Origin of the sequence: Actinoplanes sp. NPDC023936, from assembly GCF_040639325.1 — a bacterium.
GTDB lineage: Bacteria > Actinomycetota > Actinomycetes > Mycobacteriales > Micromonosporaceae > Actinoplanes.
Genome location: NZ_JBEZZR010000045.1, coordinates 41432 through 58524, shown reverse-complemented (window position 1 = coordinate 58524; position 17093 = coordinate 41432). Strand labels below are relative to the sequence as shown.

Genomic DNA, 17093 nt, shown 5'->3' with positions numbered 1-17093 from the left:
CGGTTCCCAACATATTGTCAGGGCAGGAACGAAAAGCTCTGTTCGAAGGGGATTCCGCGCCGCGTCACTCCCGATACCGTTATGCAGGGCCCGTCGGCGGGAAGACAGGGAGGGCTCGGCGGTGCCGGCAACGTGCACCTCGACCAGGACATCCTGGTAGTTGCGCGTCGAGTTGTTCCTCAGGGCGAAGCTTGCCGGTGTCAGCACGTGTACGGCGGCCCGGCGGACGATGGCCGGCCACTGGGAGCGGATAGCGTCAAGGTAGGTGTCCACCTCAGCCTCGTACTACTCCTCGCTGCGGTCCTCGGCGATCTTGCCACTCAACCCGTTGAGCCCGAGTCCGGAGACGCCGCTGCCACCCTGGGCCATGATCTTGGCGATCAGGGTTTCCGCCGGCGCCGAGCGGGTCCTGCGTTCCCGGGCCGCCGTCAGCGGCTTCATCATCTCTTGCTTCTGCAAGACCAGGAAACGCTCAAGATGCTCGGGTCGCCAGCCGTAGCGCGACAGCGGACGGGCGCTTTCGACGCTGACCGAGACGTCGAAGGTGTCCGGGATGCGGGCGGCCCTGCGGTCCCCCAGCCGGGCGATGTCGAGATGGTTTGCGCGCGTCGACTGGGCCAGCTTGCGGACGAACACCGCCCCGTCAGGGACACCCGGCGCTTCCTTGTGGAAGCAGTGAATGGGGTCGCCCCACTGCGGAGCGGCGACCTCGATGATCAACACAGTGTGACCTTGGAACCGGGTCCAGTGCGGACTCCAGACCGGCCCGTCGGCGCCGACGTAAGGGGTGATCAGCTTGTCCAGGTCGGCGTTGTCGACTGGCTTCACCCCGTGCACCGTGCCGGGTTCGATACCGATCAGCAGGATACCGATGCCTCCGACGCGGGTAGCGGCCTTGTCCGGTTCCCGGTTGGCCATCGCGATGATCGCCTTGGCTACGACCGTGGCCATCTGCTCCTTGGAGCGCAGGTCAAGCGCGGACTTCCACTCCAGCCATGTCTGTTCGTCGTTGTCGTCGGCGCTCAAGACCGCGTGAAGCACGGCGTCCCATTCGCTGATCCGCCGCGGCTGCTTCGTGACGTCCATGTCGAGCATGGGTGCACGCTAGCGGCTCCCTCTGACAGTTTCGGTGCAAGGTACCTGCCGCGAGCGGCGGTACGCCGCTCGCGGGTCGCTGTCAGTAGGGTCCCTCCGTGCTGCCGGGCGGAGACGCTTGGGGACGCGGCTCGATGCCATCCGGGCGAAGGAACCCTCCCCGTTCGGTTTACACGACGGCCGGTGATGCGAGTCAAGGTGGCTGAATGGCTTGTATCTCTGGCATGGCGAAGTGAGAAGGCAGGATGGGCCGGCCACCGCTTCCGCTCGGCACGGGCGGCAAGGTGCGATTTCATCGCTCGGGACAGGGCTGGGTCGCGAGATGCGGCTTCCGTGACTACGACGGAGTGACGCGGTTGGTGGAGCGCTGTCGCGGGTCGAAGGCGGCGGCCGAGCGTGCGTTGAAGGAAGCGCTGCGCGATCGCTCTGGCGCCGGGGCGGAGAGCGGCGGTGAGACCCGGTTGAGTGCCGTAGCGGAGGCATGGTGGGAGACCTACGCCGCCGGCGACGGGTCACTCGGGTCGAAGGTCACCTACCGGCACGTGATCGACCATCATGTGCTGCCTGCGGCGGGAGGCCTGCGGTGCCGCGAGTTCTCCGTCGCAGTCGCCGAGCGGCTTCTGCGGCGCATCGAACATGAGCATGGCCGGGCGGTGGGCAAGTCGGTGCGGACGGTGTTGAGTAACGTCTGCGCGTTCGCGGCCCGGCTCGGTTTCATGGTCCGAAATCCGGTCCGGGACACCACCGCGATCAGGACGAAGCCGAAGAGACTGCCCAACGGTTTAGCTGCTGTGCAGCTTCGGCAGCTTCGCGCCTACATCACCTACTCCCCCGTCGCCGTGCGCCGCGACATTCCGGCGGTCATTGACGTCATGGCGGCTACCGGCCTGCGCATCGGCGAGTGCATCGCGCTGACCGTGGACGCGGTTGATCTGCACCGCCGTACGGTGCAGGTTCGGGGCACGGTGGCGCGCTATCCGGGTATCGGTGTGGTGTTCGCGCGTAAGCCCAAGACGGAGGCCAGTTATCGGACGTTGACCGTGCCGGCGTGGGTGATGCCGTCTTTGGAAGCCCATGTGTTGGCCGCCGCCGCGGTGGAGGTTCGGGTGGTTCGGATCAGCGAGGACTGCGACCTGGTCATGCCCACGGCGGCGCGAGTCGGGCGCCGGCGGCCGGCTCCGCCATGGCTGCGCGATGCGCTGGAGCGAAGCGAATCCTGGCAGGAGGAAATCGCGATCGTTCTGCCCTCGACTACGGGCACGTTGCGGGATCCGTCCGGCGTCTCCCGTGACGTCAAGGCGGCTTTCGTGTTCGCCGGTCTGGATCGGGATACGTCGCATCTGCTGCGAAGGAGTGTGGCGACGCAGATGGACGATGCGGGTGTTCCGGTTCGGGAGATCGCTGACCAGCTCGGTCATGCGCGGGTCAGTATGACCCAGGACCTGTACCTGGATCGGCAGCCGGTCTGCACAGCCGGTGCTACCGCTCTCCAGCCATTCGGTCTGCCGTCAGGTCAGCCCGCCAGCTAGTTCTCGCGGTCGGGGTCCAAGTGTTGGCACGCCCCCTGGGCGTCCTCGTCGAACTGGCCGGGTGCGGTGCTCACGTTCTGCCAGAACGTGCCCGCGGTCGGGTACTGCACGGTGGTTCGCCAGGCGTAGCCGGGATGGCGGTGTTGCATCCGCTGGATCGCCCGGCTTCCCAGTCCAAGGCCGCGGTAGCGGTCGTCGACGTCGAGTTTGCGGACCAGCCCGCGCCGGCAGAGCTCGCAGACTTGGTAGTCGAGCTTGCCGATGACGTGCCCACCCAGCCGCAGGAACAGTAGTTGATGACCGATCCCAGCGGTGCCGGCCGTCTGGTGTTGCCACCGCACGCGTGCGCGCACCAGTATCCGCCGCTAGAGGCTGCGGCTGCGGGAGCTGCGGTCGGGCCATCGGTACGGTTCCGGATCCGTAAACATCTCCTGATGCAGCTGTGCCGCGAACCGCTCGCGGTCGGCGTCGCTGCGGTCGGCGCCGGCATCGCGGAGCCGCTGCAACGTCTGCCTGAGGAATGCCCCGGCGTCGTCCCATCCCATGTCGCTGTCGGACTCGTGGCGGGTGCGCGTGACGGCGAGTGCGGCCGTGACCCGGGCGGCGTCGTGGAGGTAAAAGGGCAGCATCGCGTTAACGGTTGCGGCACGACGCTCCGGAGACATGTCCGCCCATTCGAAGGCGGCATGACGCGCCCGATCGGCATCACTTTCTGCAAGGTCACTTCCGACTGCGTCCGCTGGTTCCATAGATGAACATTGCGCCGAGGCGGGTGGGGTAGCAAGCCGTGCGGGACTCCAGCGACCAAAGAGCACGCGTTCGCTTCCGAACCGTGGTTTTCGATGTGTTGTTGCTGTGTCGTGAGCTCCAGCAACCCGGTCGCTGTTCAGCTCGCGATACACAGGGCGTAGGGCATCCTAGGATGAAAGGCTACCTCGTGAAACGCGTTCCGTCGGTGGGCCGGCCGGTGCACCTGCGCTGCCTGGCTGGCGTCGCCTGCCACCGCGTGTCATGGACACAGTCGTAAACCATCCATTTAGGATTCTGGAGTCCGAGCGCCCGCCCGCCTCGGGTGATGTCGAGCAGAGTGTGATGCCTGCCGGGAGCGAGGTTCGGCCGCGATGACTTCGGAACGCGAGATGGCGGCGTGGATACTCGCTGTCCTGTACGAACTGCAGGGCACAGCCGAGACTCACCAGGTGTTCGAGATGATCAAGCGCCGGTTCGGCTCCCGCCTGGATGCCGAGGATCTCGCGGATGTGAGCCCGTGGCGAGCAGAGCAACGCTGGCGCAACAAGGCACATACGGCTCGGCGCCGGATGATCGAGAAAGGACTGCTTCACAGCGGCGATGTCACCGGGCGCAACGTGTGGAGCTTGACCGCTGCGGGCACCGCGGAGGTGCCGGCTGCTTACCTTCAACCTGCGGTGGACCTTTGCTCCCGCTTTCGCGCGAGTGCCGCTGACGTGCAATGGCGCACGCGATTGGGCCGGTGTCTGCGTCTTGCGCCCGCAGAGACGACCTTCACCGACGACGTCCTGCTGACGCTGGCCGCAGGGCATCGCGGGAGCGTGTCGGTTCAGCGCTTCACGTCCGCGCAGGAGGCTCGCAACGGGGCGGACTGGGAGTGGTGGATTCGAGATCACTCGGGGTACGCCGGGTTCCGGATGCAAGCGAAACGCGCCGCGCCAGGCAACGGCCGGATCGCGTTCGACCAGAAGGCCGCTCGGTCCGCCCCGGCCGGGGAACAGATCGATGTCTTCGACTGGAGATGCCGCAACGACGGCATCGCCGGGCTGTACTGCATCTACAGCGACGCGCTGCCGGTAACAGACCCTCCCGGGGTGACGGCGAGTGCCTGTCCGCACGGCCGCGCCGACTTTCGGCAGTGGGCGTGCACTGTCCTGCCCGTTGACACCGCGCTCCTGCTGCGGCGCTTGGGCAAGTTCGACGCCGCAACGGCTCTGTCCTATGGCGCACCGTGGTATCAGCTGGTCTGCTCCGAGCCAGTACGTAGTGTCACCGACAGCGCGTTCCAGTGTTTCAGCGGCTTGCGGGCCCAGAACATCACCCTGCGACGCAGCACCCAGCGCCACCTGGAGATCGACGACGGCTACCCGGATCTCTTCGACGGTGCGCTGTTTCCCTCACGGGAGCCCCCGCAGCAGGTAGTGGCGGCATTCGACAATGGGCTAGGTCGTCTGCGGCCGTGGGCGGGCCTGACTGGTGTCATCCTGATCGACGCTCGCGATGTCTTACCCGCAGCATTCTGACGACAGCGGCAGCGCCGGCGGCCTCACCGGGTCGACCGGCTCCGAGCAGGCCCTCGGTGGGGTGCTGCCAGCGGACCAGGGTCTCGGCGTCGGGGAAGGTGACCAGTTGACCGGATTCGATCGCGGTGTGTAGGGCGGTAACCTTGCGACGCATGCGCCACGCGCAGGGCGCCAGAATCACTGCTACAGGCGCACGCGGGAGAACCGTTCGAGGGCGGCCGGAGATCTGGGAAGAATCCGCAAAGCGTCGAGGTCTTTGATCCGGGTTGGGTTGACCACCTCGAGCCACTCCCTGCCCTCGAGATCGGTCAGGCATCGCGCCATCGACCTCATGCAGCGCATTGAAAGCCAGCAAAAGTACGGCGTGACGATGTTGTCGACGTCTCGGCCATGCAGGTGCAGTTGTGCGGGGTCGAGGCCTCGTTCGAGCAGGTTGGCGAACACCGCGCGTCCCGCCCGGTGGAGCGGCTGGCCGGGCTTCACCTGCTGTGCAGGTGCTTATCCGCTAGCGGATGGTCGATGTCGCGGTCCTGGAGGGTCAACCGCTCGACGGTGATCGCGCCCGTTCCGATGCCCTCGAAGCTCCTCAGCTACTCGGCTGACGGGTTGCGGCGCCCGGATCGGTGCTCTGTTCAAGGGCCGTCCACCACTCCTCCAGCTCATCGACCCGGCTCTGGAGTGCGGCGTTCGCCGCCCGGGCCATCGACAGTTCCTCGGTCAGCGCACCGATCGGCCCGGAGGCGGTCAGGGCGTCGAGCCAGCCAGCGACCAGCCGATCCTCAGCGGCGACCCGGCGGAGCGCGGAGGCGATCACCTCCGGTGACAACTCAGCCACGAACTCTCTCGGGAGCGTGAGCAGGCGAGCGACCTCGCCGAGGTTCCGCGCGGCGCTCATCTGGCGCCGAAGGCGCTCGGCGGACGGCACCGCCGGTTCGGCCGGTGTCGCAGCCGCGATTGGCTTGGCGGGAGAAGGAGCGGGCTTCGACACAGGCGCGGGCGTAGGTGCCGGCTCCGGCTCCGGGTCGGCCTCTGACGGGAGTTCGGGAAGGTCGTCCCCCACCCAGGCGTAGGCCAGAGTGTCGCCCTTCTGCCGTCGGACGACATTTGGCCACTTGGGCAGAACCGCCAGCGCGCGGGGCCCGTGCCGCGCCCAGGTCTCGTTCCGGAGACCGAGCTCGGCCAGACGCTCCCGGATCTCTCGCACCTTCAGCGGGACCGACGACTCGGCCAACAGGTGGAGAACCACCGCGAGGGGCTCCTGGGCGAAGACGGCGTGGAACAGCCGGGAGTCGGACAGAGCCAGGAAACGCAGCGAACCCCTCGTCGCGACGTGAACGCCGGCGCCCCGTGGGACAAGCTCCTCCTCATCGGTGTCATCCCACTTGACCTGGTATTTTGTCGCGTCTTCCGCGAGGATCGATCCGACTCGGGTTCGGCGTACGCCGAACGAATCGGACACTCGGACCAGACCCTGATCTGCGCTCACGAATGCGACTGTAATGGTTATCGTCGCGGCCGAGGCGTCGGCCGGAGCCAGCCCATCCTGGCCAGGCTCATCGGCCGTGTGCGTCCAGCGCCGGCTTGGCGGAACAACTCTGAGAGGAGATGGGCGCACTTGCCGGCCGCCCGTACGGACAGATCGGTGAGCTTGTCACACGTTTAGAGGTCGAGCGTGAACGTGTGCCCGTCCCGGGGCTTCCTGGACGCGCTGCTGGCGCGGATGGGCATGGAGCCCGCCAGGCCGCCCAGCATCGAGAGGCAGTACCAACGTTCAGCGCTGGCCGCGTAGACGCAGCTGGCGGCCGGACCCGTTAGACGCGTTCGCCGATGCCGAGTCGCGCGTGGACTTGCTGGGCTCGTTCCGCGGCCGCGCTGGCGCCATAACGGCGCGGCATCTCTTCCGAGGACCATCCCATCAGCAACATCAGGTCGCCGGTATCGCCACCGGCCAGCTTCCATTCATGGGCGAAGCTGTGCCGCCACCGCTGCGCATGGACATGCTCAACCCCAGCCCTGTCCCCCAGTTCCCGGAGCCGGATCTTGATGCCGTTCGGCTTCAACGGCCGGGCGCCCTTCGCAGCGATCCACAACTGGTCGATGCCGGTCAGGCCCGGGCGTCGGCTGCGGGCGCGCACATACCGGCGCAGAGCACCCGCAGTCTTGGCCCCGAACCGCACCCGGCGTTGTTTGCCGCCCTTACCCATCAGGACGACCGAGTCAGTATCCAGATCGACGTCAGGCACCAGGAGATCGCCGATCTCAGCCAGCCGGCCCCCGGTGTTGTAGAACATCCTAACCAGCGCCTGGTCGCGCAGCTGCACGAAGCCGCGCCCCTCACAGACCTCGAGAATGCGTCGCGTTTCCTCATCGCTGAGGACCTCGACAAGCTTCTGCACCGCTGTCGGCTGCGGCACGCCGTCCATCGGCGACCGCTCAACTTCGCCCTCGATGACAAGCCAGCGGAAGAACTGCTGCAACGCCTTGTACTTGTTCAACCCAGTTCCCGCCGAGCGCTCCTCGATCACCGACGCTTGAAACGCCGTCACCTGCCTGCTGTCCACCAAACTCGGACCGCAAGCGCCGCCTACCTCCGGCATCCGCTCGCCCAGATACGCGGCCAGTTGCGAAGCGGCGAGCACATAGTTGTACCGGGTGGTCTCCGGATGATTCGCGGCGCGCAACGAGCGGTCCCAGTCTCTCAGCAGCACCGCCCAGACCTGACTCTGAACACCAGTCAGGAGATTCTCTATCTTCAATGCCAGCTCCCCGGTCAAGGAGTCGCTGCCCAGCAGCACAGCCGCCCGAGTCAAGGGCTCGCACAGCGGCGTGCTCACGTCCCGCAGCCAAAAACTCCGGACCGCGCCCCCGGCTCACGAGTAAAGGGTGGTGCCGCCGGGTCAACGGCCACAAGGGGCAACACCCGAACGGCCTACACGGCCCGTTGACCTGCAGCGATACACAGCGGAGCCTCGAAGACCCATTCGATCATCATCGGCGAAGGCGGCCAAGTAAAGGAGGCCACGAAAACGACCTCCCGACCCATAAGATCGGCCTTGAACTCCGGAAACATCTTCCGGAATGCACTTCGATCCGCTCGCGCGGATGCCGAGTAAAGGGTTCCACGCACCCTTATGATCGATCAGCGTAAATAAAAGAACGCCTTCGCAGGTCTTTGACCTGCGAAGACGTTCCGAAAAGTCGGGCTGACAGGATTTGAACCTGCGACCCCTTGACCCCCAGTCAAGTGCGCTACCAAGCTGCGCTACAGCCCGATCCCGCCCCGAACCTCAGCCCGGCGCGACATCTCCTAAAGCTTACCAACCGCTACCCATGGGCCTTCCCGCGCCCCCCTGGCCCCAGCTTCTTGCGGGGCTTCACCGAGAGTTCCAGGGGCGTCCCCTCGAACCCGAACTCCTCACGGAGCTTCCGCTCGATGAACCGCAGGTAGCCCGCGTCGAACGGGGCCGTCGTGAACAGCACGAACCGGGGCGGCGCGACGCCCGCCTGCGTGACGAACAGGACCCGCGGAGCACGGCCGCCGCGGACCGGGTGCGGCGTGGCCTGGGTCAGAGCCGTGATCCACTGGTTCAGGGCTCCGGTGGGGATCCGCTGCTCCCACGACGCGAGGGCCGTGCGCAGGGCCGGCGCCAGCTTGTCGACGGCACGGCCCGTCTTGGCGGAGATGTTCACCCGGACGGCCCACCCGACGCGCTTCATGTCCCGGTCGATCTCCTTGTCCAGGAAGATCCGCCGGTCGGCGTCGACGAGGTCCCACTTGTTGTAGGCGATCACCAGGGCGCGGCCGGCCTCGATCACCTGGGAGATGACCCGCTGGTCCTGTTCGCTGATCACGTCGCCGGAGTCCAGCAGGACGACCGCGACCTCGGCGGCCTCCACGGCGCCGGCGGTGCGCAGGGACGCGTAGTACTCCGTACCCGATGCCTGGTGCACGCGCTTGCGCAGGCCGGCCGTGTCGACGAACTGCCAGAGCTCGCCGTCCATCTCGACCAGGCTGTCGACCGGGTCGACGGTGGTGCCGGCGACCGAGTCGACGACCGCGCGCTCCTCGCGGGCGAGGCGGTTCAGCAGGCTGGACTTGCCGACGTTCGGACGGCCGACGAGCGCGACCCGGCGCGGGCCACGCGGGCCGCCTTCGACCACCGGGGGGGTGGGCGGCAGGGCGTCCAGGATCCGGTCGAGCAGGTCACCCGAACCGCGGCCGTGCAGGGCGGAGAGCGGGTACGGCTCGCCGAGACCGAGCTGCCAGAGCGAGACGGCCTCGAGTTCGAGGTTCTGGTTGTCGGCCTTGTTGGCGACCAGGATCACCGGTTTGTGGCTGCGCCGCAGCATCTTCACGGCGGCCTCGTCGACGTCGGTGGCGCCCACCGTCACGTCGACCACGAAGATCACCACGTCGGCGGTCTGCACCGCGATCTCGGCCTGGTCGGCGATGGCGCGGGCCCGGTCACGGGCGTCGGGCTCCCAGCCGCCGGTGTCGACGACGGTGAAGCGCCTGCCGTTCCACTGCGCGTCGTAGGGCACGCGGTCGCGGGTCACCCCGGCGACGTCCTCCACGACCGCCTGACGGCGGCCGATGATGCGGTTGACAAGGGTCGATTTGCCGACGTTCGGCCGGCCGACGACGGCGACCACCGGAACAGGTCCCGAAAAATCGGAAATATCCTCTGAAGAAGAGCCGGACGCAGAGAAATCCAGCCCACCCTCGAAGTCGTTGAGATCGAGACCAGCGGGAAGATCAGTCACTTACTTACCTTGCTGTTGAGCAGATCGAGCAGATGCGCCACGACCTCGTCGATCCCCATCCCGGTGGTGTCCACCTCGATGGCGTCGGAGGCCTGGCGCAGCGGGTCGACCGCGCGGCTGGAGTCGAGCTTGTCGCGGCGGGCCAGGTCGGCCTCGGTAGCGGCGACGTCGGTGGCGTCCTCGGCGCTGCGCCGGGCGGCGCGAGCGGCGGCGGACGCGGTCAGGTAGACCTTCAGATCCGCGTCGGGGGCGACCACGGACGCGATGTCACGGCCCTCGACGATGATCCGCGGATGGGCGGTGATGATCGCCTGCTGCAGCGCGACCAGGTGCTTGCGGACGGCAGGCACGGCGGCGACGGCGGAGACGGCGCCGGTGACCTCCGGCCCGCGGATCGGGGCGTCGACGTTCACACCGTTGGCGGCGAAGTGCGGCGCGGCGGGGTCGGTGCCGATCGACAGCTCGGTCTCCAGCGCGATCTTGGCGATCGCCTCCGGGTCGGTGAGGTCGGCGCCGCCCTGGAGCACGGCCCAGGTGATCGCCCGGTACATCGCGCCGGTATCGAGGTAGACCCCCTCGACCGCCGCGGCGAGCCGCCGGGAAACGGTGGATTTGCCCGAACCGGACGGGCCGTCGACGGCGACCACGCACGTTTCCGGCCGTTCCTGAAGCGCCACCGGTTCCTCCTGATGTCCCACGGCAACCAACCCTCCCATTGTGCCCGCCCATGGACTCACCGACGAACCGGGGCTATGCCGAGAAACAAATCAAGATCAAGAGCTTTCCCGGGTACGCCCACTGGCCGCCCCGTCCCGGGGATCAGCCCGCGGCGAGCGGCGGCAGCATCTTCGCCGTGATCGTCCCCAGCTGGGCGATCTCCTCGGGGTCCAGGTTGTCGAAGACCAGCCGGCGCACCTCCTCGACGTGCCCCGGCGCGGCCGCCCGCAGCGTCTCCCAGCCGGCGTCGGTGAGGTGCGCGACCTGGCCGCGCTTGTCGCTCGGGCAGGCCTGCCGCCGCACCCAGCCGCGCTGTTCCAGGCTGGCCACCGCGTGCGACAGCCGGCTCGTCGTGGTGCCGACCACGCGGGCCAGGTCGGTCATCCGCAGGCACCGGCCGTCGGCGCCGCTGAGCGTGGCCAGGATCTGGTAGTACGCGTGCGGGATCCCGGCGTCCTCCCGCAACTGCCGGTCCAGCGCGGCCGGCAGCAGCATCAGAACCTGGGCGACGTTGAGCCAGGTCCGCATCTCCGGGTCGGTCAGCCAGCGAGGTTCGGCCACGGTGTCATCCTGCGCCACGGTGTCATCCTGCCTGGCCGGGCGCGAGGACGTGCGCGTTGACGGCGCGGACCTGGGCGGCCAGTTCGGGCAGCTCGACCACGTCGACCCCGGCGAGGCGCAACGTGTCGACGCCATCGCAGTCGGCGAAGAGCAGCGGCTCGCGCAGCGCGAGCACCACCCGGCCGAAGCCGGCGGCGAGGACCAGCCGGGTGCAGGACGCCGGCCGCGAGCGGCGCGACGTGCAGGGCTCCATCGTGGTGTAGATGGTGGCCCGGGACAGGTCGGTCCCCGGCAGGATCTTGGCGAGAGCCGCCTCCTCGGCGTGCTCGTGCGGGTCGTTCTCGCCGGTGTACCCGGTGGCCAGGATGCTGCCGTCGTAGTCGACGACGATCGCCCCCACCGCGTACCGGGTGTCGACGCGGGGCGCGAGCAGGGAGAACGTGATCGCGGCCCGCATCCAGTCGGCGTGGGTGGCGACGGCTTCGGCGTGGTCGGGGAGGCTCGGCACGGCCGCGCCGGCGAGGGGTGACACGGCCGCGCCGGGGTGGACCGTGCAGGGCACGGCGGTGGCGCTCATCTCAGCCGGCCAGCGGCAGGTCGAGGGTGTGCGCGGTGTGGTCCCGCTTCGCGGTCAGGTACCGGGCGTTCGCGCCGGTCAGGTGCACCCCGGTGGGGATCCGCTCGGCCACCCCGACGCCCAGCGCCGCGAGCTGCGCGGCCTTGTCCGGGTTGTTGCTGAGCAGGCGGATCTCCTCGACGCCGAGCGCGGTCAGCATCTGCGCGGCCGGCGTGTAGTCCCGCTCGTCCTCGCCGTGCCCGAGCGCCAGGTTCGCCTGGTAGGTGTCGAGTCCGGTGTCCTGCAGCGCGTAGGCGTCCAGCTTCGCGTAGAGGCCGATCCCCCGCCCCTCCTGCCGGAGGTAGAGCAGGAAACCGCCGGTCTCGGCGATCCGCTCGACGGCCTCGCGCAACTGGGGGCCGCAGTCGCAGCGCTCGCTGCCGAACACGTCGCCGGTGAGGCACTCGCTGTGCGGCCGGACCAGCGGCGCCGTCTCACCGGCGGCGGCCGCGACGAGGGCGGCCCGCCAGGGCCCGAGGCCCAGGGCGAGGTGTTCGCGGCCGTCGACCAGGCCGGTGAAGGTGAAGACGTCAGCGGTGGTGGTGTATCCGTCCGGGAACCGCAGTGGCACCGAGACCCGGGTCCGCACCCTCGTGGCTGGTGAGTCCAGCGTGACCGTCATGACGAACCCCCAGTTGTTGAACTTTCACCAACAGCATCCGTCGGCGATCGGAAAACAACAAGAGTGGCGATCACCACCTCATCCACCGAGACGGCTCATCTACCGGAGACGGCTCATCGGCCGGAGACGGCGAGATCGTGGGCCGCCTCCCGGCGGCGGGTGGAGAACCGCGGCTCCAGCAGGGCGACCAGGAAGGCGAGCAGGCTCAGCACCGCGCCGGCCAGGGCCACGCTGCGCACCCCTGCCGCCGGGATCAGGACACTGCCGAGCAGCGCTCCCGCGGTGATTCCCACGTTGAACGCCGTCGACGTGCCGGCGGTCGCCATGTCGGTGTTGCCCGGGGCGGTCTCCAATGCCCGTACCCCCAAGGCGGAAGCCATCGCCGACAAGGCGAAACCGGCGGCAGCAAGAGTGACCACCGACGCGGCCGCCGATGTTCCGAAGGCCCACTGGACGAAGAGCGCGACCGCCTGCGACCCGATCACCGCGGTCATGGTCAGCCAGCCGTTGCGGGCCACCAGCCAGGCGGCCGCGAGGACACCGGCCAGCCCGGCCAGGCCGCGCACGAACAGCAGCGGGCCCACCGCTGACTCGCGGAAACCGCTGACCTCGGTGAGGAACGGGGTGATGTAGGTGAGCACGGTGAACGACCCGGCCACCGCGAGCGCGGAGTAGACGACGATCGTCCAGTACCGCCCGGCGTCCGGCGCGGAACCCACAGCGGTCTCCGCCTTTCCCTGCGGCGCCCGCGGCATCAGCGTCACGATGACCACCATGATCAGCAGGCCGACAACGCTGAGCGCCAGGAACGCGGCCCGCCAGCCGGCCTGCTGCCCGAGCCAGGTGCCGGCCGGCACGCCGGCGAGCGCGCCGAGCGAACTGCCCGCGAACAGCACGGAGAGCGCACGCGGCCGAGCCGGGGCCGCGAACATCGCCGCGGCGGCCGGCGTGACCACCGACCAGAAGACGGCCTGACTCATCGCGACGACCACACGGGCGACCATGAGCGGCCCGTAGCCGTCCACCAGCGCCGACCCGGCGTTGCCCAGGACGAAGACCGCGAGCAAGGCGCAGAGCAGCAGGCGGCGCGGGACGCGGTGGGTGAGTTTGGTGAGGGGTACGGAGGTGAGCACCACCACGAACCCGTAGACAGTCACCAGCAGCCCGATCTGCGGGATCGTGCGCTCGAGGTCATCGGCGATCAGCGGCAGCAGCCCGACCGGCAGCGTCTCCGCGGTGACGTAGACGAACGTGGACAACGCCAGAGCCAGAAGGCTCACCACCGCACGCACACGCATGCCCTACTTCTACCCGCACGGCCCCCGGCCCGCAGATGTGGAGATGTGGTGAACACTCGACATCCGGGCCTATTGACTTTCGATAGCTAACAAGTGATTCTCGATGGGTGCTTACCGAGAATCGAGTGGTGACGCCGCTCCGAGTCGTACTCGTGGTGCTGTTCGGCGTCCTCGTCATGCTGCAGACCTTCTCGTTCCCCGGGCAGTTCGCCCACATGGCGAGCGAGGATCCGGACTTCGCGCCGCTGCGCTGGCCGGCCACCGCGCTGGTGGCGTTCTGGCTGCTCTGCGGCGAGGTCGTGATCGTGGCGACGTGGCGGCTGCTGACCCTGGTGAAGAAGGACCGGATCTTCAGCGACGCCTCGTTCAAGTGGGTCGACGCGATCCTGTACGCGATCGGCGCGGGCTGGCTCGTGCTCGTCGCCGTCTTCCTGGTCGTCGGGTTCAACGCCGACGATCCGGGGCCGATCGTGGTGCTGATGCTCCTGGTCACCGGCGTGACAGCGTTCGGCCTGCTGATGCTGGTGATGCGGGCGCTGCTGCGGCAGGCCACCACCCTGCGCAGCGAGATGGAGACGGTGATCTGATGCCGATCGTCGTGCGCATCGACGTCCAGCTCGCGAAACGGAAGATGGGCGTCGGCGAGTTCGCCGAGAAGGTCGGCCTCACCCCGGCGAACGTGGCGGTGCTCAAGAACGGCCGGGCGAAGGCCGTGCGGTTCAGCACCCTGGAAGCGATGTGCCGGGTGCTGGAGTGCCAGCCCGGCGATCTCCTGGAATTCGTGGAGGACGAGGAATGAGATATCTGGCTGCCGTCCCGCTCGTCGCGCTCGGCGTCGCAGCGGTCATCTTCGGCGAGTCCGACGACTCCCCCGGCCTGCAGGCCATCGGTGTGGTGCTGGTCTGCGCCGCCGTCTACGTCTTCTTGCGGATGACCCGCCGAGCCCGCTGACCGCCGGACGACTACCCCGGATCGTCACCTGGCGTGCCGGCGTCCGGGGTAGAGCCGGCGCTTTCCGGAAAGCCGCGGACGTGGGAGGCCCCACAGAATGCCGCACACCCCGTAACGCTCCTCGTGGTCAGCCACCCATCGTGACGCGGAGAGGGCTCGGCGAGGCCGCCCGGCCGCAGACGCGGCGCCCCTCACCCAGCGGGCGACCTGGCGGACGAGACGCCCCCTCCGCACGCAGGCAGCGCTCTGGTCGCGATGCTCGTGCAGATCCCCTGGTGTCCTGTCTTCCCAGCGACAGAACCGTTCCGATCAAGGGTTCGGGAGCAACACTCGGAGAAAGCGCTGAATACCGAGCCGAGGCCGTCATGTCACGTGCATCCGCCACCCGGTGGGCAGTCGTTCCGGGCCTGCTGATCGTTCTCAGTCTCAACGGCGCGCCGGCCTACGGTGGGCCGGCGCCAACACCCTCACCGTCGCCGGGACCGAACGCCGACGCTCCGGGCGCCTTCACGATCCCCGACCACTGGGCGCTGTGGTTCATCGGCGCGATCGCCGTGGCGGTCTCGCTCCTGTGGGCATTGCCGCTGTTCTACGACACTCGGCAGGCCACCCGTTGGCGGCGTCAGGAACAGACAAGACTCATCGATCTGATGATTACGAAGGTTACGAAACCGACCGTCGAGGACATCCGCCAGATCGCCTCGGCGATCAGCACGCAGCCGCGTGGCACACGGGGGCTCACCCAAAGTCTGCTCAGTCTGATCATCGCAACCTTCATCGGGATAGCCCTCATCGCCACGCTGGTTTCGGCGGGCGCGGGGTCGGATGAGATGCGCAAGACCATCGTGACCGCGCTGCTGAGCATCCTGGCGTCGATTGCCGGTTTCTACTTCGGTGCGCGGACGTCCGAGAACGCGACCGAGCAGGCGACGCGGCCCCCGGAGCCCAGGGGCGTCGACCCCGGCCCGGCGGCCGGCCCGGCACGCATGGAGGTGACGACCATCGACCCGGTGACCGGACCGGCCGCGGGCGGGACGCCGGTGACCATTACCGGGACCGGACTTCACGGCACCACCGGCGTCAACTTCGGCACTGTGCCGTCTCCACTGGTGCGGGTCTCCTCCGACCAGCAGGTGACCGCCGTCAGCCCGGCCGGTCAGGGGACAGTCGACGTGGTCGTGGTCGCCGACAGCCAGACTTCCGAAGCGAACGCCACTACCCGTTTCACCTACACGTGACCGACGCATGATCGCTCCAGCCGGCCGCCTGGCACGGCGTGCGGGTCAAGCCATCATCACGCCGGGATAGGGATCGTATTGGCATGGCCTCATGCATTGCCGTTCATGAATGAGTGGTGGTGGGGTAGGTGCACCATCCCCCTGATTCCGGAGGTCGTTCATGAGACGACGTTCCCTCGCGGTCTTCGCCGCCGCCACGCTCTGCGCGGCCGCGGCGTTCACCGCGTCCGCCCCCGCCGGGGCTGGGCCGGCCCCCGACCCCGCAGGCGAGTACGAGATCTACGACGTGCGCACCGAGGCGCAGCGCAACCAGATCGCCCGGATCGGCGCGGCGATCGAGGACATCGAGCACGGCGTCGCGTCCGTCACGGCGACCGGCGCCGAGGTGAGCAAGCTGCGCAAGGCCGGGTTCACCGTCAAGGACGCGCCGGAGCAGCTGACCACACTGGACTTCCCGCCCGCCGACGCGGCGTACCACAACTACGCCGAGATGGTCGCCAAGGTGAACGCCGCGGCGTCCGGTTACCCCTCGATCGTCAGCAAGCGGGTGCTCGGCAAGTCCTACGAGGGCCGCGACATCGTGGCCGTGAAGATCTCCGACAACGTCGGCGCCGACGAGTCCGAGCCCGAGGTGGTCTACCAGGCCAACCACCACGCGCGCGAGCACCTCACCGTCGAGCAGGCGCTCTACCTGCTGGGCCAGTTCACCAGCGGGTACGCGTCGGACAGCCGGATCAGGACCATCGTGGACAGCCGCGAGATCTGGATCATCCCGTCGGTCAACCCGGACGGCACCGAGTACGACGTCGCGACCGGCAGCTACCGTTCGTGGCGCAAGAACCGGCAGCCGAACAGCGGATCCAGCTACGTCGGCACCGACCTCAACCGCAACTACGGATACCAGTGGGGCTGCTGCGGCGGCTCGTCCGGCAGCACGTCGAGCGCCACCTACCGCGGCCCGTCGGCGTTCTCCGCGCCGGAGACCCGGGTGCTCCGCGACTTCTACAACAGCCGGGTGATCGGCGGCGTCCAGCAGGTCAAAGCCGTGATCGATTTCCACTCGTACTCGAAGCTGGTGCTCTGGCCCTACGGCCACACCACCGCGAACACGGCCACCGGCATGAACGCCGACCAGGCCAACACGTTCGCCACGCTCGGCCGGCAGATGGCGGCGACCAACGGGTACACACCGCAGCAGTCCAGCGACCTGTACATCACCGACGGTGACTCGCTCGACTGGCTGTGGGGCGTCCACAAGATCTTCGCGTACACCTTCGAGCTCTACCCGGGCAGCTCGGGCGGCGGCGGCTTCTACCCGCCGGCCAGCGTCATCCCGGCCGAGACGGCCCGCAACCGGACGGCAGCGCTGATGCTCGCCGAGGCCGCCGACTGCCCGTACAAGGTGATCGGAAAGCAGTCGACATACTGC

Annotated in this window: 18 protein-coding genes, 1 tRNA gene and 1 pseudogene; 7 read left to right on the top strand and 13 right to left on the bottom strand. The window is 68.3% G+C overall.

Going from position 1 to position 17093, the window contains the following annotated elements; translation table 11 throughout:
• Positions 1 to 285 precede the first annotated feature (285 nt).
• A complete protein-coding gene (locus AB0F72_RS36665) occupies positions 286 to 1095 on the bottom strand; it encodes an RNA-binding domain-containing protein (protein WP_360441796.1) in 810 nt (269 codons plus the stop codon).
• Between the two features lie 245 nt (positions 1096 to 1340).
• Between AB0F72_RS36665 and AB0F72_RS36660 the strand changes: the two genes are divergently transcribed.
• Positions 1341 to 2624, top strand: a complete 1284-nt coding sequence (locus tag AB0F72_RS36660) for a site-specific integrase (RefSeq protein ID WP_360441793.1) — start codon at positions 1341 to 1343, stop codon at positions 2622 to 2624.
• Here AB0F72_RS36660 and AB0F72_RS36655 read toward each other — a convergent pair.
• On the bottom strand, positions 2621 to 2965 hold the full coding sequence (locus tag AB0F72_RS36655) for a hypothetical protein (RefSeq protein WP_360441790.1): 345 nt from the start codon (positions 2963 to 2965) through the stop codon (positions 2621 to 2623). The genes AB0F72_RS36660 and AB0F72_RS36655 overlap by 4 nt on opposite strands.
• 24 nt (positions 2966 to 2989) lie before the next feature.
• Entirely contained in the window at positions 2990 to 3373 is a 384-nt protein-coding gene (locus AB0F72_RS36650; RefSeq protein ID WP_360441787.1) for a hypothetical protein, read from the bottom strand.
• Positions 3374 to 3745: 372 nt separating this feature from the next.
• Between AB0F72_RS36650 and AB0F72_RS36645 the strand changes: the two genes are divergently transcribed.
• Entirely contained in the window at positions 3746 to 4897 is a 1152-nt protein-coding gene (locus AB0F72_RS36645) for a hypothetical protein (RefSeq protein WP_360441784.1), read from the top strand.
• A gap of 183 nt (positions 4898 to 5080) precedes the next feature.
• Here the strand turns inward: AB0F72_RS36645 and AB0F72_RS36640 are convergent, their stop codons facing one another.
• The 10 genes from AB0F72_RS36640 to AB0F72_RS36595 all read right to left on the bottom strand — a co-directional run bounded on the left by AB0F72_RS36640 (position 5081) and on the right by AB0F72_RS36595 (position 13475).
• On the bottom strand, positions 5081 to 5341 hold the full coding sequence (locus tag AB0F72_RS36640) for a hypothetical protein (RefSeq protein WP_360441781.1): 261 nt from the start codon (positions 5339 to 5341) through the stop codon (positions 5081 to 5083).
• Between the two features lie 142 nt (positions 5342 to 5483).
• A complete protein-coding gene (locus AB0F72_RS36635) occupies positions 5484 to 6383 on the bottom strand; it encodes a hypothetical protein (protein ID WP_360441778.1) in 900 nt (299 codons plus the stop codon).
• A 325-nt stretch (positions 6384 to 6708) separates the two neighbouring features.
• Entirely contained in the window at positions 6709 to 7731 is a 1023-nt protein-coding gene (locus AB0F72_RS36630; protein ID WP_360441775.1) for a tyrosine-type recombinase/integrase, read from the bottom strand.
• Positions 7732 to 8095: 364 nt separating this feature from the next.
• Positions 8096 to 8169, bottom strand: a tRNA-Pro gene (locus tag AB0F72_RS36625).
• Between the two features lie 52 nt (positions 8170 to 8221).
• Positions 8222 to 9613 carry a ribosome biogenesis GTPase Der gene (der, locus tag AB0F72_RS36620; protein WP_360441825.1) on the bottom strand — a complete coding sequence of 464 codons (1392 nt, stop codon included), beginning with the start codon at positions 9611 to 9613 and terminating at the stop codon, positions 8222 to 8224.
• Positions 9614 to 9657: 44 nt separating this feature from the next.
• Positions 9658 to 10338, bottom strand: coding sequence for a (d)CMP kinase (gene cmk / locus AB0F72_RS36615; protein WP_360441772.1), 681 nt, complete (start codon positions 10336 to 10338; stop codon positions 9658 to 9660).
• A 142-nt stretch (positions 10339 to 10480) separates the two neighbouring features.
• Positions 10481 to 10906, bottom strand: coding sequence for a MarR family transcriptional regulator (locus AB0F72_RS36610; protein ID WP_360441823.1), 426 nt, complete (start codon positions 10904 to 10906; stop codon positions 10481 to 10483).
• A gap of 55 nt (positions 10907 to 10961) precedes the next feature.
• Entirely contained in the window at positions 10962 to 11516 is a 555-nt protein-coding gene (locus tag AB0F72_RS36605; RefSeq protein ID WP_360441769.1) for a deaminase, read from the bottom strand.
• 1 nt (position 11517) lies between these two features.
• The gene (gene ribA, locus AB0F72_RS36600; protein ID WP_360441766.1) at positions 11518 to 12177 is read right to left on the bottom strand and encodes a GTP cyclohydrolase II; all 660 of its coding nucleotides are present in this window, start codon (positions 12175 to 12177) and stop codon (positions 11518 to 11520) included.
• Positions 12178 to 12290: 113 nt separating this feature from the next.
• Complete coding sequence (locus tag AB0F72_RS36595; protein WP_360441763.1) at positions 12291 to 13475, bottom strand: MFS transporter; 1185 nt, start codon at positions 13473 to 13475, stop codon at positions 12291 to 12293.
• Positions 13476 to 13603: 128 nt separating this feature from the next.
• On the opposite strand from AB0F72_RS36595, the gene AB0F72_RS36590 reads away from it, so the two are divergent.
• The 5 genes and pseudogenes from AB0F72_RS36590 to AB0F72_RS36570 all read left to right on the top strand — a co-directional run.
• A complete protein-coding gene (locus AB0F72_RS36590) occupies positions 13604 to 14062 on the top strand; it encodes a DUF2975 domain-containing protein (protein ID WP_360441760.1) in 459 nt (152 codons plus the stop codon).
• The gene (locus AB0F72_RS36585) at positions 14062 to 14274 is read left to right on the top strand and encodes a helix-turn-helix transcriptional regulator (protein ID WP_360441757.1); all 213 of its coding nucleotides are present in this window, start codon (positions 14062 to 14064) and stop codon (positions 14272 to 14274) included. The genes AB0F72_RS36590 and AB0F72_RS36585 overlap by 1 nt, the downstream gene beginning before the upstream one ends.
• The gene (locus AB0F72_RS36580; RefSeq protein ID WP_360441754.1) at positions 14271 to 14426 is read left to right on the top strand and encodes a hypothetical protein; all 156 of its coding nucleotides are present in this window, start codon (positions 14271 to 14273) and stop codon (positions 14424 to 14426) included. The genes AB0F72_RS36585 and AB0F72_RS36580 overlap by 4 nt, the downstream gene beginning before the upstream one ends.
• Positions 14427 to 14701: 275 nt before the next feature.
• Positions 14702 to 15664 (top strand): IPT/TIG domain-containing protein, encoded by a 963-nt coding sequence (locus tag AB0F72_RS36575; RefSeq protein ID WP_360441751.1) that lies wholly within the window; start codon positions 14702 to 14704, stop codon positions 15662 to 15664.
• A gap of 223 nt (positions 15665 to 15887) precedes the next feature.
• A pseudogene (locus tag AB0F72_RS36570) lies at positions 15888 to 17093 on the top strand (M14 family metallopeptidase); the annotation flags it as partial.